Annotated in this window: 13 protein-coding genes; 3 read left to right on the forward strand and 10 right to left on the reverse strand. The window is 41.0% G+C overall.

The genetic code is table 11. The features are described from left to right. Positions 1 to 58 precede the first annotated feature (58 nt). From rraB to PTET_RS13200, 9 genes are all read right to left on the reverse strand, one after another. Complete coding sequence (rraB, locus tag PTET_RS13160) at positions 59 to 394, reverse strand: ribonuclease E inhibitor RraB (RefSeq protein WP_008110603.1); 336 nt, start codon at positions 392 to 394, stop codon at positions 59 to 61. Beyond that, complete coding sequence (locus PTET_RS13165; RefSeq protein ID WP_029610024.1) at positions 394 to 1107, reverse strand: 1-acylglycerol-3-phosphate O-acyltransferase; 714 nt, start codon at positions 1105 to 1107, stop codon at positions 394 to 396. The genes rraB and PTET_RS13165 overlap by 1 nt, the downstream gene beginning before the upstream one ends. 166 nt (positions 1108 to 1273) lie before the next feature. After that, a complete protein-coding gene (gene parC / locus PTET_RS13170; protein ID WP_013465834.1) occupies positions 1274 to 3571 on the reverse strand; it encodes a DNA topoisomerase IV subunit A in 2298 nt (765 codons plus the stop codon). A 10-nt stretch (positions 3572 to 3581) separates the two neighbouring features. Continuing rightward, positions 3582 to 4676, reverse strand: coding sequence for a PQQ-dependent sugar dehydrogenase (locus PTET_RS13175; RefSeq protein ID WP_096038760.1), 1095 nt, complete (start codon positions 4674 to 4676; stop codon positions 3582 to 3584). Positions 4677 to 4703: 27 nt separating this feature from the next. After that, positions 4704 to 6593 carry a DNA topoisomerase IV subunit B gene (parE, locus tag PTET_RS13180; RefSeq protein WP_036980166.1) on the reverse strand — a complete coding sequence of 630 codons (1890 nt, stop codon included), beginning with the start codon at positions 6591 to 6593 and terminating at the stop codon, positions 4704 to 4706. A gap of 20 nt (positions 6594 to 6613) precedes the next feature. Beyond that, positions 6614 to 7177 (reverse strand): YqiA/YcfP family alpha/beta fold hydrolase, encoded by a 564-nt coding sequence (locus tag PTET_RS13185; RefSeq protein WP_008110593.1) that lies wholly within the window; start codon positions 7175 to 7177, stop codon positions 6614 to 6616. Beyond that, positions 7162 to 7947, reverse strand: coding sequence for a metallophosphoesterase (locus PTET_RS13190; protein WP_013465837.1), 786 nt, complete (start codon positions 7945 to 7947; stop codon positions 7162 to 7164). The genes PTET_RS13185 and PTET_RS13190 overlap by 16 nt, the downstream gene beginning before the upstream one ends. After that, the gene (locus PTET_RS13195) at positions 7934 to 8392 is read right to left on the reverse strand and encodes a DUF1249 domain-containing protein (RefSeq protein ID WP_096038761.1); all 459 of its coding nucleotides are present in this window, start codon (positions 8390 to 8392) and stop codon (positions 7934 to 7936) included. The genes PTET_RS13190 and PTET_RS13195 overlap by 14 nt, the downstream gene beginning before the upstream one ends. Positions 8393 to 8423: 31 nt before the next feature. After that, on the reverse strand, positions 8424 to 9050 hold the full coding sequence (locus PTET_RS13200; protein ID WP_096038762.1) for an NUDIX domain-containing protein: 627 nt from the start codon (positions 9048 to 9050) through the stop codon (positions 8424 to 8426). Between the two features lie 158 nt (positions 9051 to 9208). Here PTET_RS13200 and tolC point away from each other — a divergent pair, with 158 nt between their 5' ends. The 3 genes from tolC to PTET_RS13215 all read left to right on the forward strand — a co-directional run bounded on the left by tolC (position 9209) and on the right by PTET_RS13215 (position 12206). Beyond that, positions 9209 to 10567 (forward strand): outer membrane channel protein TolC, encoded by a 1359-nt coding sequence (gene tolC / locus PTET_RS13205; protein ID WP_013465840.1) that lies wholly within the window; start codon positions 9209 to 9211, stop codon positions 10565 to 10567. A gap of 105 nt (positions 10568 to 10672) precedes the next feature. Continuing rightward, positions 10673 to 11596 carry an LpxL/LpxP family Kdo(2)-lipid IV(A) lauroyl/palmitoleoyl acyltransferase gene (lpxL, locus tag PTET_RS13210; RefSeq protein WP_096038763.1) on the forward strand — a complete coding sequence of 308 codons (924 nt, stop codon included), beginning with the start codon at positions 10673 to 10675 and terminating at the stop codon, positions 11594 to 11596. 37 nt (positions 11597 to 11633) lie between these two features. Then, the gene (locus tag PTET_RS13215; RefSeq protein ID WP_096038764.1) at positions 11634 to 12206 is read left to right on the forward strand and encodes a toxin co-regulated pilus biosynthesis Q family protein; all 573 of its coding nucleotides are present in this window, start codon (positions 11634 to 11636) and stop codon (positions 12204 to 12206) included. A 64-nt stretch (positions 12207 to 12270) separates the two neighbouring features. On the opposite strand, the gene glnE is transcribed toward PTET_RS13215, so the two are convergent. After that, positions 12271 to 15066, reverse strand: a complete 2796-nt coding sequence (gene glnE, locus PTET_RS13220; protein WP_016900584.1) for a bifunctional [glutamate--ammonia ligase]-adenylyl-L-tyrosine phosphorylase/[glutamate--ammonia-ligase] adenylyltransferase — start codon at positions 15064 to 15066, stop codon at positions 12271 to 12273. Positions 15067 to 15125: the final 59 nt, after the last annotated feature.

Below are 15125 nucleotides of genomic sequence, written 5' to 3' on the forward strand. Positions count from 1 at the left end.
CAGATCCAATAAGACACAAAAAGGCGAACATATTGTTCGCCTTTTGCATTGGTAATCCTTACTCTTGAAAGTAAGTGCCCCAACCGTCGTATTCAACATCGCATTCAACAGCAAGTTGCGCGAGTTTGTCAACGTCTTCCATTATCACGTCGACATCTAATTCGGCTTCAACAACAATGTCAAAACTCCAAATTTTTTCACCGTCTTCAAGCTCAAGTTCTGCTGGCTCTTCTACATCGTAACCTAGTTTAAACGCAGCCAATGCCGCTTGTTCTAACTTAGTAAAGTCTTCACATACAAAGTGGTGTTCTACTTCATAAAGAATTTCTGGATCGGAACCATCTTCAAGTAGTGAAGTTACGATGTCTTCACTTATTTCACGCCAGTTTTCCATTATTTCTCTCTCACTTGAGCATCTAATTCTGTTATTTTAGCAGCCATAATACTGTGCACACTTTTAGCATGTTCACGGGCACTGATACTGTTATCAAGTGCTATGGGGGCTAACATTTCAATGTAAATTGTACCATTATCCCAGCGATTTAGTTTAATGGTTTTATCGGTTGTGTTCATACATACTGGCACAACAGGCACCTCTGCACTCATTGCGGTATGAAATGCACCGGTTTTAAAGGGGAGTAAACCACGACCATAACTACGCGTCCCCTCAGGGAACATCCACACCGATAAGCCTTTTTGTTTTATTTTAGCCGCTGCTTTTGAGATTGTGCCAGCAGCTTTTGAACGATTTGAACGGTCGATTAAAATATTACCCGACAACCAATAAAGCTGCCCAAAAAATGGGATCCATTTAAGACTTTTTTTGCCAACGCTCACACAATTTTTTGGTACCATGGCTGGAATAGTAAATAAATCGTAGCTATTTTGATGATTCGCTACATACACAGCAGGCCCCACCTTAAGCGCATCGGGATGATATTTTAGTTCTAATTTAACCCCAAGCATTTTAGCCATTGAGCCAAACCAACTTGCAATAACATGCACATTATTAGGATGAAATGGTCTAAATATTGATAACAACAAACCAAAAAAACAACTTAATAATATAAACAACAGCATTATTAAAATACGTATAACAGCTAGCAAGTGCGCCTCTCCAATATAACCACAATCATGTATTGCTTTATTATAACGTTATTTTGTTGCGCAGACGAGAAAATAGCGCACAAGCGTTCGCTGAAATAAAACAGTCATAAAAAAACGGCTTACCTAAGTAAGCCGTTATCTAGTTTAGTCTAATTTTTCGAGTGTTTTAACTTTGCTCAGTATCTGAATTTGGCTCATCAACTTGCTGAGGTGTTAACTCTACCACGGCTTCATCAACGCGCTGTAAACCACGAGGTAACTTGTTCCCTCTGCGGCCTCGCTCGCCATGGTAATGCTCAAGGTCGCTTGGTTTAAGCGTCAATTTACGCTTACCTGCATGCAGCGTAACACTGCTGCCTTGCGGCACAACAGCTAATACTTTTACAAACTCTTCGCGCGCTTGTACTTTAGCGCCCGGAATAGAAATAATCTTATTGCCCTTCCCTTTACCTAGCTTAGGTAAATCACGCAGTGGGAATAACAACATTCGCCCCTCGTTAGAAATTGCCATACAGTAATCACTGGCAACGTCATTAACGCGAATTGGCGAAAGTAACACACCACCTTTTGGCACACTCACTAAGGCTTTACCGTTTTTGTTTTTACTGACTAAATCTTTAAAGTCAGTAATAAAGCCATAACCGGCATCAGAAGCCATTAGCAATACTTGAGCGTCTTCACCCATAACTACGTGCTCAAAGCTTGCGCCTGAGGTTAAGTTAAAGCGCCCTGTCATAGGCTCGCCTTGGCTTCTTGCAGAAGGTAGGCTGTGGGCATCGGTCGCAAATGCACGCCCTGCTGAATCTAAAAATACCGCAGGTTGATTACTTTTACCTCGCGCTGATGCTCTATAGCCATCACCGGCACGGTAATTTAATCCTTCTACATCTAAGTCATGACCCTTACCAACACGTGCCCAGCCTTTATCAGATAGAACAACAGTCACAGACTCTGAAGGGATTAAATCTTTTTCGCTCAGTGCTTTGGCTTCCACACGCTCAATAACAGGTGAGCGACGATCGTCACCATACATTTCTGCGGCTTCTTGAATTTCTTTTTTAAGCAACGTCGACATGCGACGGTCTGAGCCTAATGTTTGCTCTAATTTGTCACGCTCTTTGGCTAATTCGTCTTGCTCACCACGAATTTTAAACTCTTCTAGTTTTGCTAAATGGCGAAGTTTTAATTCTAAAATGGCTTCCGCTTGAATATCGGTTAACTCAAAGCGTTCCATTAATAATGGTTTAGGCTTATCTTCAGAGCGGATAATTTCTATAACTTCGTCAATATTTAAAAAGGCAGCAAGCAAGCCCTCTAAAATATGTAATCTTGCGAGTACTTTATCGAGTCGATATTGCAAACGACGACGCACTGTTTCACGTCTAAAAGTCAGCCATTCAGTTAAAATACTACGTAAGTCTTTAACTTGTGGACGGCCATCTAAGCCCAGCATATTTAAGTTTACGCGGTAATTTTTTTCAAGATCGGTTGTTGCAAATAAGTGCGCCATTAATGGCTCAGCTTTAATTCGGTTTGAACGCGGCACAATCACAATACGGGTTGGATTTTCGTGATCAGACTCATCACGTAAGTCAGCCACCATTGGTAACTTTTTAGCGTTCATTTGCGCTGCAATTTGCTCAAGTACTTTTGCACCCGAACATTGGTGCGGCAAAGCGGTAATGACGATATCGCCCTGCTCTTCACAATACACTGCACGCATTTTAATTGAGCCACGGCCGGTTTTATAAATTTTGTGAATATCAGCTTTAGGCGTAATTATTTCAGCATCGGTTGGGTAATCTGGCGCATGCACTAAATCCAGTAACTCTTCGAGCTCTGTTTTTGGCTTATCAAGTAATAAACAACAGGCACTGGCCACTTCACGCACATTATGCGGTGGTATATCGGTTGCCATACCCACAGCAATACCAGTTACCCCATTAAGTAATATATGCGGTAAGCGCGATGGCAACACTAAAGGCTCATCCATGGTGCCATCGAAGTTTGGCGTCCAATCAACGGTCCCTTGGCCTAATTCTTTGAGTAATACCTCAGAGAATTTAGATAAACGCGCTTCGGTATAACGCATTGCCGCAAATGACTTAGGATCATCAGCTGCACCCCAGTTACCTTGACCATCCACCAAGGGGTAGCGATAAGAGAACGGCTGCGCCATCAGTACCATGGCTTCATAACAGGCACTATCACCATGAGGATGGTATTTACCTAATACGTCACCCACGGTACGGGCTGATTTTTTGTATTTTGCATTTGCCGATAATCCCAACTCACTCATCGCATAGATAATACGACGTTGCACTGGTTTTAGGCCGTCACCAACGTGCGGTAAGGCACGATCCATGATCACGTACATTGAATAATTTAAATAGGCGTCTTCGGTAAAACGCCCCATTGTTTGTTGTTCAATTCCTTGCATTAGCAAGGTATCTGTATCACTCATTAAAGCTTACCTAGTTTTTCTTATAGCTTACGCGGTAAATTACGTTTGCGTAATCATCGCTTACCAATAGACTGCCATCATTTAATTGTGCAAATGCAACAGGGCGTCCAAATGTCGTTTCGTCTTGCATAAAGCCGGTGATCAGTGGCGTATACTTTGTTACCTTGGCATTTTCTATAGTTGCCACTGCCACTTTATAACCGACCTTTTTAGAGCGGTTCCATGAACCGTGCTCTGCTACAAATAACTGTTGTTTATAGCTATCAGGGAACTGCTTGCCGGTATAAAAATGAATACCTAATGGCGCAACATGCGCACCTAATGCCAATGCAGGTTGAGTGTAGTCAGCAATGTTTTTGCCTTCACCAAACTCCGGATCAACAATAACGCCGCCATGCACGTATGGAAAACCAAAATGTTCTTCTTCTTTAGTGATGCGGTTTAGCTCATCGGGTGGAATATCATCCCCCATCATGTCTCGGCCATTATCGCTAAACCATAGCATTTGCGTGCTAGGGTGAAAGTCAAAGCCTACAGTATTGCGCACACCTTTGGCTAAAGTGGTTATTTCTTTGGTGTCCGTGTTTAACGAAAAAATACGACCAAACCGAGGTTCTTCTTCGCAAATATTACAGGGAACACCCACCGGAATAATCAGCTCGCCGTTTGGCGCAAAGCGTAAAAACTTCCAGCCATGGTGGCGCTCTGACGGTAAATCGCTATAAAACACTTCATACTCAGGGTTTTTGAGGTGCTTATCGATATTTTTAAAACGAATAATACGGTGCACTTCACCGACATATAAGTCACCGTCTTTAATCGCTAAACCCGAGGGCATATTCAGTCCCTCTGCAATCACTATTTTTTTATCTGCAACGCCGTCGCTGTTATGATCAATCAATGCATACACATTACCCGCATTACGCGAACCTGCATACACTATACCTCGGCTTGATACTGCAATTTGCCGAGCATTTTCAACATCATCAGCAAATAAGCTTATTTCAAACCCTGGGGCAGCCGTCAGCTTGTCGAGAATATTTTTCGCCATCACTGGCGATGACATAAAGCCGACTAACAACAGTGTGCTAAATAGTCTTTTCATTTGCCTCTCCTGTAGCCCAAAGGCTTATTAAACTTGTGCTTTGTTACCGTGATCTTCAAGCCATTGGCGGCGATCTGATGAACGCTTTTTAGCAAGTAACATATCCATCATTTCCATTGTTTGCTGCTCTTCATCAAGAGTAAGCTGCACTAAACGACGGGTATTTGGATCCATGGTTGTTTCACGCAATTGTAGCGGGTTCATTTCACCCAAGCCTTTAAAGCGTTGCACGTTTACCTTACCGCGTTTTTTCTCTGCTTCTATACGCGCTAAAATGCCCGTTTTTTCATCTTCATCAAGCGCGTAATAAACATCTTTACCAATATCAATTCTAAACAGCGGTGGCATAGCAACATACACATGCCCAGTTTTTACCAATTGTGGGAAGTGGCGCACAAATAAGGCACACAATAAAGTGGCAATGTGCAGTCCATCCGAGTCAGCATCCGCTAATATACATATTTTATTGTAACGCAGCCCTGATAAATCACTTGAATCGGGGTCAATACCCAATGCCACTGAAATATCATGCACTTCTTGAGAGGCCAAAATTTGCCCTGATTCTACTTCCCAAGTATTTAAAATTTTACCTCTTAGTGGCATGATTGCTTGGAACTCACGATCTCGCGCTTGTTTAGCTGAGCCACCCGCTGAATCACCCTCTACTAAAAACAATTCCGTGCGGTCATTATCAGCAGCACTACAATCGGTCAGTTTGCCTGGTAATGCAGGGCCTGAAGTAACACGTTTACGAACTACTTTTTTAGCCGCGCGTAAGCGACGCTGTGCATTTGAAATACACAATTCAGAAAGTAACTCTGCAGTGTCAGTGTGCTCATTTAGCCATAAGCTAAAGGCATCTTTTACGACACCCGATACAAACGCAGCACATGAACGTGATGAGAGTTTTTCTTTGGTTTGCCCTGCAAATTGTGGGTCTTGCATTTTTACCGACAATACATAACTACAACGTTCCCAAATATCATCTGGGGTGAGCTTTACACCACGTGGTAATAAGTTTCTAAATTCACAAAATTCACGCATCGCCTCTAAAAGCCCTTGGCGCAGGCCATTTACGTGGGTGCCACCTTGTGCGGTAGGAATTAAGTTTACATAACTTTCGGCTGTTGACTCACCGCCTTCAGGCATCCATACAACGGCCCAATCAGCGCCTTCAATAGAACTTGAAAACTCACCTACAAATGGGTCTTTAGGCAGTATCTCATAGCCTTTAACTGCTTCTACTAAGTAATCTTTTAAGCCGGTTTCATAAAACCACTCTTGGGTTTCTTTCGTTTGTTTATTTACAAACTTAATACGCAAACCTGGGCATAGTACCGCTTTGGCTTTTAATAAATGGTTAAGCTTAGTCAGTGAAAAGTTAGCAGAATCAAAATAGCTGGTATCTGGCCAAAAGCGCACGGTAGTACCGGTATTGCGTTTACCCACTGAGCCAATAACATTTAAATCTTCAACTTTATCGCCATGCTCAAAAGCCATTCTAAATTGCTGTGCGTCACGGCGAACCGTTACTTCCACACGGGTAGATAGCGCATTAACGACCGAGATACCTACCCCATGCAAACCACCAGAGAACTGGTAATTTTTATTTGAAAACTTACCACCTGCGTGTAATTTGGTGAATATTAGTTCAACCCCAGGAATACCTTCTTCAGGGTGAATATCTATCGGCATCCCCCGACCATCATCGCTCACTTCAAGTGAGTTATCTTCATGCAAAATGACATCAATACGCGTCGCATGCCCGGCCATTGCTTCATCAACACTGTTATCAATAACCTCTTGGCCTAAATGATTGGGGCGCGATGTGTCTGTATACATGCCTGGGCGGCGTTTTACCGGCTCTAATCCATTAAGTACTTCAATGGCTTCGGCGTTATAATTTTGTTGAGTCATAGTTTTTATCTTTATATACGCTAATATCTGATTTTAAGAAAATCGACAATGCTTGAAAAAGCTCGCTCAAAGCCATTAAAGCTATGATCGCCGCCAAATTCAATTAACTGTTTACATTGTGAGTAATACTTTATTGCGTGCTGAAAATTTAACACTTCATCCCCTGTTTGCTGTAATAAATACAACAGTTCAGGGTGTTTTAACTCTGTCACCGTTAATGCTTTTAACGCATCTATATGACGAGATTGTAATTGGTAATTATAATCTTGATACGGATTATAATTAGGCCCAAGTATAGGCTCTAATAATGTATATGGGGCAACGGCAGGATTAATTACCACCGCAGGAATTTGATAACGCTGCGATAAATACGTGGCAAAAAAACCACCTAACGAGCTGCCCAATAATACGGTATTCGGTGTTAATAGTTGTTCAAGCGCTATAATCGCCTCTATAGGTTCATGATTTAAGCGTGGCACACAATAATCAACATCATAGTGTGCCATAAGCTCACCAAAGCGCACAGCTTTATATGATTTTTCAGAGCTATTAAAACCGTGAATATAGATTACTCGTTTAACCATACCACGTCCGTGCGTATATGCACCTTTTGTTGCTCAGCATTTAAGTGCAGCATACGATAAGCCGCCCCTTTATCTTCTTGCTGCCAAGTAGCACTGTGCTTTGTAAACTGCACGGAACTGGCCGGTGTCGCGTAAATATCAAGCTCTCTAAATTGCTGTTGGTAGTCATTGTGAACATGCCCATGAAACAGCGCATCAACGCGGCCATTATTAACTAATAAATTTAATAGCTGCGGCCCATTTTCTAGCATGTGTTTGTCTAGGTAGCCATTAATAGGTAATGGGTTGTGATGACAAAATGCAATATGACGATTATCTGAATCGACTAAACACGCCATAATTTCCTCTAAATGCGAGGGCGTCACCCACCCAGCAGGGGTATTTCCTTTAGAATTAATTAATATCAGTTCAAACCCTTGCGCCACAATATGTTTAGCGCGTTGTATTTGCCCGCCACTAATTAAATTGAGCTGATCAATTTCATCATGATTGCCGGGAACCCAAAATACGGGGCAATCAAGGTCACTATTATGAATCAGTTCAGCAAATAATAAATAGGAATTAAAGCTGTGATCTTGGGTTAAATCGCCACCAAATATCAAGGCATCAGGCTGCTGTTTTGCTATATCTGTAAGTGCCCTAGTAAAATGTTCTGCGGTGTTAACCCCAAAATACTCGCCCTGCTTATCGCTAAAAAGGTGACAATCCGTTATATGGGCTATACGAAGCTGGGCTTGCTCAAAATAATACGTATCATCAAACCAAGCCATTATTTACATCCCAATTAAGTGTTGATTGACCTCGCTCTACACAGGCAACCAACCAATCATATAAAAAAGCATTCAACTGATACTTTTCATCTTTTTGATGCATCTTAGGATTAGGGTAGCCATAGGAAGGTTTGATTCGTTGGTGGTAATCATGATGGACAATTTCGGCTACCTTAGCATCATTATATAAGCGCACTGTTAAATACAAAGGCGAAATACCACTTACCATTCCTGATAACTGTTTAATAGATACATCAAGGGTGTACTTGGCAATGTCATCTATGTTGATGGCAAATTCACTGTGGCCCAGTTTGATTTCTCTAACACTGCCAATCGCTCGTTCACGAGGTAGTAATTTTAAAAGGCGTACGTAATTATGCTCACAAAGTGTTAAATACTTTGGAAGGCTTTGAATGTATCGAGTAGTCGTTAAAAGTGCTGTCAAAATACCGCCATTACTATTAAAAAATTAAAAACTATGCCCACTTCTTACGTATTCTGTCGCGATTTAGTGCTAACCATTGCAAGCAAATTACCGTAGCCGCATTATCTATCTCGCCACGATTGAGTCGCTCAAATGCTTCATCTAAATCCATAATATGCGTTTTAATATCTTCACCTTCGGTGTCTAAGCCGTATATACCGGTATTCATTTGGCTTAAGTCGGCGTGAGCTAAATATAAATATAAACGCTCTGTAGTACCGCCGGGGCTTGAAAGGTAAGACAACATAAACTCAAGTTCTGTTAAATTAAGTCCCGCTTCTTCAAACGCTTCTTTTTTAACAACCGACTCGTAATCTTCACTGCCATCGGTCATGCCCGCTATACATTCTAACAGCCAAGGCGTGTGTTTGCTTTTAATTGCGCCAATTCGAATTTGTTCAATTAGCAGCACTTGCTCAGTCACTGGATCATAAGGTAATACTGCGACCGCATCGCCACGCTCTAAAATTTCTCGACGAATAACCTCAGACTCTCCACCCGCAAATAAGGCATGCTTAAATTGATAAAGGTTTATTTTAAAAAAACCATCATACAAATTTTCAATTGGTTTTAATCTCACATCGTCATGGGTAAATTTAATACGACTTTTATTCGCCATCTATTCTTTCCTTTTTGAGGGTGCAAATACATCAACGTCATTTAGGTATATATTCTGTTACACTTGAGAACGCTGTTTTACTAATTTTTTTTTTAGTTATTAGTTAAAACAGGTTAACATGCTACTAGTACAAAAATTGTCTAAGGACCGAACATCACATGAAAAAGAACATCCTTGCTGCACTGGTTAGTTTATCATGCGCATTGGGCTCAACCGTAGCCAATGCAGAAGATTTACTTCAAGTTTTTGAAATCGCAACAGCCAACGATCCTACCGTTTTAAAAGCAAAAGCCCAAGCTGATGCACAATCATACCAAAGCGATCGCGCTATGAGCGCACTATTACCGCAAATTGGTTTAAGCATGAGTTATGAAAAAAGTGACTCGACCTCTTTTCAAAGCGTAGGCGATTTATCAAACCAAGTTAAAGTCGAAAGTGAAACGGACCAATTCAGACGTGGTATTAGCTTAAGCCAAACGCTATTTGATTTGGGCGCGTGGAATTCACTCGGCATTGCTGACAAACAAGCACTGCAAGCTAGTGGCCAGTACGATTTTGCTAAACAAGATTTAATAGTACGTGTGGCTGAAGGCTATTTTAACGTATTAAGCGCTATTGATAACCTTGAATTTGTACAAGCTGAAAAACGTGCCATTGAGCGCCAACTTGAACAAACTAAACAACGTTACGCTGTAGGTTTAACGGCTATTACCGATGTACATGAAGCACAAGCACAATTTGATAACTCAGTAGCGCAAGAAATCATTGCTAATAATGCAGTAGAAACAGCCCGTGAGCAACTACGTGAGATCACCGGTAAATACCATGCAAAGCTAGATATGTTAAACACCGAAACGTTTTCTACTGTTAAGCCAAGTACGCCTGCAACTGATTTAGTTAAAATAGCGAAAGACAAAAACTTAAATCTGCAAGTATCAAAAATAACGGTTGATATCGCTAAAGAGCAAATTGAACTTGCTAAAGCAGGGCATTATCCAAAACTAACTTTAAATGCTAGTTACGGCGACTCATTAACAGATAGCGAGTTAAATGGCGCTAGTTTTGACGACCAGCCTCGTTCAGATTCAACATCTGTTGGACTTAACTTTAGCGTACCACTTTACTCTGGTGGCGCAACGGTTGCTGCAACAGATCAAGCTCGTGCATTTTACGTTGCTGCGAGCCAAGATTTTGAAACGGATTATCGCGCAGTAACTCGCTCTGTTATTACTTCTTATAACCAAGTGGTATCTGATATTGCGACCTATAAAGCGCTTGAACAAGCGGTTATTTCAGCACAAAGCGCATTAAAAGCCACTGAAGCGGGTTTTGAAGTGGGTACACGTACCATTGTTGATGTGCTCGTCAGTACGCAAAACTTATACAACGCAAAGCGTAATCTTGCTGATGTGCGTTATCGCTATGTTGTGTCAACGCTTCGTCTAAAACAAGCAACAGGCACATTAAGCCGCGAAGACTTAGTGGGTATAAACCAAGGTTTAAACACGGTTAACTAAACACTATATTTCATTATATAACCACTAAAGCCAGCTTTTTGCTGGCTTTTTGTATTTTTGAGCGCATAGCGTTAAACTAGCCTTTTATTTTTTAGAGAAATTTTTGTGGTCAACTCATCCCCTTTTAAAGCCTCTTTTTTAGGTCCTCGTTATTGGCTAACTTGGATTGGTGTCTTATTTTTATATCTCATTTCATGGTTACCGCAAAAAATACAATTAGCTATGGGTAAGCAGCTAGGACGCTTGGTTCATAAATATATGAAGCGCAGAAGGCATATTGCTGAAGTTAATATTAAACACTGTTTCCCCACGATGAGCGAAGTCGAGCAACAACAGCTGGTACTTAAAAATATGGAAAATACCGGTATTGCTATGGTTGAAACCGGTATGGCTTGGTGGTGGCCACAATGGCGGGTCAAAAAAGTATTGGGATCAATAAAAGGGCTTGAGCACTTTGAGCGCGTACAACAATCAGGAAAAGGCGTTTTATTACTTGTTCCACATATACTTCATCTTGAAATGACAAGTCGTGTAATGGGTTTGAAGTGCCAAGGTATTGGCTTTTACCGCCCACATAATAATCCGCTTATGGAATACTTTACTACCAATGGGCGTCTTCGCTCTAATGAATACATGGTTGGAAAAAAAGACGTAAAAGGATTATTAAAATCATTAAAAAATAAAAAACTGTGTTATTACTTACCCGATCAGGATTATGGCCGTAACCGCTGTGAGTTTGTGCCTTTTTATGCAGTGCCTGATACAGCAACAACCACCGGAACACTAATGTTTGCAGGTAGTAAAAACTGCGAAACAATGAGCTTAATTGCTTATAGGGATAACAACGGAAAGTATCACTTAGAAATCGTGCCTGAGCTTGAAAACTTCCCAAGCGGCGATAATAAAGCCGATGTAACACGTGTTAATCAGCGCATGGAACAATCAATAAATGCCGCCCCTGAACAATATATGTGGTTGCATAGACGCTTTAAAACACGACCCGATAAAGACGCCCCCTCTTTTTATTAAAGATGGGTTATTAAAATAACAAAGATGAGTGACAGCCATGTGGTTTTGGATTAGATATATACTTTTAGCTTTATTGTTAATTGGTGCAGCCATTTACTTTTTACTAAATGGTACGTCGTCACTTAATTATCAACAAACCACCAACGCTGCTGCTGAAGGGTTATCGCGGTTTTATGCATCAATTCGAGATAGAATTACTGTCAATAAAGACAATGACAAATTTGTCATTGAACTCGAAAAACCCGATCTTAGCCTCGACAGAGCGCTAAACCAACGCTCTTTTGTAGTAGAGCCTATGCCTTTAAATTGGAGTGGAGAAGTAGGCCCGCGTCGCTTTCAACGTGACTCAACCTTGCGTACTGTACTGACCCAATATGCTAATAACGAAGGTATTACTTTAATGTGGTACTTAAGCAAAGATTACGTAATAAAAGATCACTTTCGTATAGATAGCAGTTTTAACTCCGCTTTATACCGCGTTAGCCGCTCTATTAATGATGACTTTTCAAATGAAGTGTATGCGTTTTTCTGCCCTAAACAACGTGCAGCGGTGATTACCGAGCTACCGTCTGAATTTGTACGCTCAAACTGTTTAAAGCTAAGCAATTAACTACATTCGGTTTAATTTTGTTGATATGCGCTCAAATATTGCTGAGCGCATAACATTAAATTGCTCAATCTAGCCCAAATATTGCCTTCCAAACCGTGCTAACATTATTGATATTTTCACTAAACTCTTCGCGTTTAACGCAGCGACCTTGCTGGTCTAAGCTCAACACATGATAGCGTGAGCGATAGTCTATATACGCTTGAATAAGCTGCTTTTTTTGAATATCGCTGATACAGCCAATTTTAGCCGCATCAGTTAAAATTCTCACATTGTCAGAATTATCGCATAAGTGGGTAAACTCATGGGCATGTTTTAATACCAAGTATTGCGTTATAAACTCAATATCGGTCATGGCACCTACATCTTGTTTTAAGTCAAATTGCTGCGCATTGCCTTTAGCCAAATGGCCACGCATTTTTTCGCGCATTTTAATCACGTCTGCTTTTAAAGTATCTTCATCACGTTGTTGGCACAATATCTCGGCGCGAATTTGTGCAAATCGTGTTACTAATTCAGCTTGGCCTAAAATCAGCCTCGCTCTAACCAGCGCTTGGTGCTCCCATGTCCATGCTTGCGTTTGCTGATAATGATTAAAGCTTTCTAGATTAATAGCTAATAGCCCTGATGCACCTTCTGGACGCAGACGAGTATCTAACTCATATAAAATACCTGAGGCGGTACGGGTATTAAATAAATGCATTAATCGTTGTGCGAGTTTTAAATAAAACTGCCTTGAGTCAATCGCTTTATCACCATTGGTGTAGCTTGTACCATCATGGTTATGCACAAAGACTAAATCGAGATCCGAGTCATAACCCACCTCAAAACCGCCAGTTTTACCATACGCAATAACCGCAAACCCCTTGTTTTCATCATCGGTGTTAGGTGGCATACCAAAGCGTTTTACGCAGTGGTACCACGCAATATTTACAGCCTGATCGACTATCGCTTCAGCCAATGCTGTTAAGTGATCGCTTACTTTCATTACATCAATAACGCCCGTCGCATCAGCTGCGGCAATGCGTAATTGATGGGTTTGCTTAAACTGGCGCAGCGCTTCCATTTGCTGCTCTAAATCGTCATGTTCAATGCGTAAAAAATACTGTCTTATTTCATCTTTATACGCAGTTAATGGGGTTGGCTTGTAAAGCACAGCTGGGTCGATAAGTTCATCGAGCAAAATGGGGTATAATGAAATATGCTCGCCAATCCATTTACTGTGGCAACAAAGTAAAACCAATTGTTTTAGCGTTCCTGGATTTTCATACAGCAACTCTAGATAAGCGGTGCGCGAAATAATTTTATTTAATATTTGGCATACCGTTGCAAAGGCGCTAGCACTGGCATTAAAGTCGTTTAACTGTTTAAGTAATGCCGGCATTAATTTATCAAGAATATCGCGCCCACGATTGCCGACTTTAGCTTTAGAAAGTCGTTGTTTAAAGTCGTATAATGGTGTTTGCCACTCATCTCTGGGCTCATTTAAAAAGCTAACATCGCCGTGATCCCAAGCACTAATAAACGCCCCTTCACAGGTATCAAGTGGTTCAGTTTCTTCGCCTATAACCTGTGTAAATTCGTTATGTATTTGGCTCATCACATGTTCTATTTTCACAAGCGTTGCCGCAAAATCTGCCTGAGCGAGCAACACATTGAGTCGCTGTTGATTTAGCTCATCATCGGGCAGTGTTTGTGTTTGTTGATCATCAAATATTTGTAGGTATTGCTCTACTTTGCGTAAGTATAAGTAATTGCTTTTTAAATCTTTAGCTTCAAGCTCATCAATAACTTGGCTTAGTGTTAACTCTTTTAATGCAATTAATAAAGATTGCGTTTGTAAGTTTGCCTCTCTGCCACCTCGCACCATTTGCAAAGCCTGAACGATAAACTCCACTTCGCGAATGCCACCACCACCTAACTTAATATTATTGGTTAAGCGCTTACGACGCACCTCTTGGGCAATCATAAGCTTCATTTTTCTTAGCGACTCAATAACCGAAAAATCAATATAACGGCGATACACAAAAGGCTTTAATAACGTATTAAACTCCTGCCAATAAATGTTAGGCGTGCCAATTAAGCGCCCTTTTAACATCGCGTAGCGCTCCCAATCACGCCCTTGCTCTTGGTAGTAATCTTCAATGGCATTAAAGCTCATTACCAACGGACCACTTTCCCCAAATGGTCGCAAACGCATATCTACGCGAAAAACTTGGCCATCGACCGTACATTGATTAAGTGCTGTAATTAGCTTTTGGGCAACTTTAGTATAAAAGACAGATGCTTCAAGCGAGCGACGCCCACCTTGGGTTTTAACATTGCGAGGATATGCAAAAATAAGATCGATATCAGATGAATAATTGAGTTCTTGTCCACCTAGTTTACCCATTCCTAATACCATTAACGGTAACGGGTTGTTGTGCTCATCCAATGGCTCACCATTGGTTTTAGCGACATTTTTATAGGCCCATTGATTAGCACTGTCGATCAGTTTATTAGCAAGTTCACTAATATATTTAATACTATTTTCAATCGGGTTTTTGCAGCATAAATCTAAAAAAGCCACCTTTAACCAGTATTTTTCTCGGTATTGGCGCAGTAACTTATGGCACTCACTCTCTTCTATTTTAGTTATATCTAGCTGTGTAAAAGGGTCTAAAATTTCTCTATTTTTAATTTCGTGTTCACACAGTAACCAAGACAGTAGCGCAGGTTGAGAGCTTAAGCTGCGCCAAGCAAAATCACTTAACGCCAATAGCCGTATTATCTGCTGCTGGTTTTGTTGCTCTGGGTACAGCGCGGCAAAGCGTGTTTCACCGAGTTTTTGTAATTCAATAGGAAGCTGCGTGTCGTTACTCATCAATACCCTCTTTTATCTCACCAATAACCATACTAGAATGGTTAAAAACCTATCAAGGT

Origin of the sequence: Pseudoalteromonas tetraodonis, assembly GCF_002310835.1 — a bacterium.
Taxonomy (GTDB): domain Bacteria; phylum Pseudomonadota; class Gammaproteobacteria; order Enterobacterales; family Alteromonadaceae; genus Pseudoalteromonas; species Pseudoalteromonas tetraodonis.

Bases quoted from the DNA above. Each gene is read 5' to 3' on its own strand.
- rraB (WP_008110603.1), bottom strand. From the start codon at position 394: ATGGAAAACTGGCGTGAAATAAGTGAAGACATCGTAACTTCACTACTT.
- parC (WP_013465834.1), bottom strand. From the start codon at position 3,571: ATGAGTGATACAGATACCTTGCTAATGCAAGGAATTGAACAACAAACA.
- PTET_RS13175 (WP_096038760.1), bottom strand. From the start codon at position 4,676: ATGAAAAGACTATTTAGCACACTGTTGTTAGTCGGCTTTATGTCATCG.
- parE (WP_036980166.1), bottom strand. From the start codon at position 6,593: ATGACTCAACAAAATTATAACGCCGAAGCCATTGAAGTACTTAATGGA.
- PTET_RS13185 (WP_008110593.1), bottom strand. From the start codon at position 7,177: ATGGTTAAACGAGTAATCTATATTCACGGTTTTAATAGCTCTGAAAAA.
- PTET_RS13190 (WP_013465837.1), bottom strand. From the start codon at position 7,947: ATGGCTTGGTTTGATGATACGTATTATTTTGAGCAAGCCCAGCTTCGT.
- PTET_RS13200 (WP_096038762.1), bottom strand. From the start codon at position 9,050: ATGGCGAATAAAAGTCGTATTAAATTTACCCATGACGATGTGAGATTA.
- tolC (WP_013465840.1), top strand. From the start codon at position 9,209: ATGAAAAAGAACATCCTTGCTGCACTGGTTAGTTTATCATGCGCATTG.
- PTET_RS13215 (WP_096038764.1), top strand. From the start codon at position 11,634: ATGTGGTTTTGGATTAGATATATACTTTTAGCTTTATTGTTAATTGGT.
- glnE (WP_016900584.1), bottom strand. From the start codon at position 15,066: ATGAGTAACGACACGCAGCTTCCTATTGAATTACAAAAACTCGGTGAA.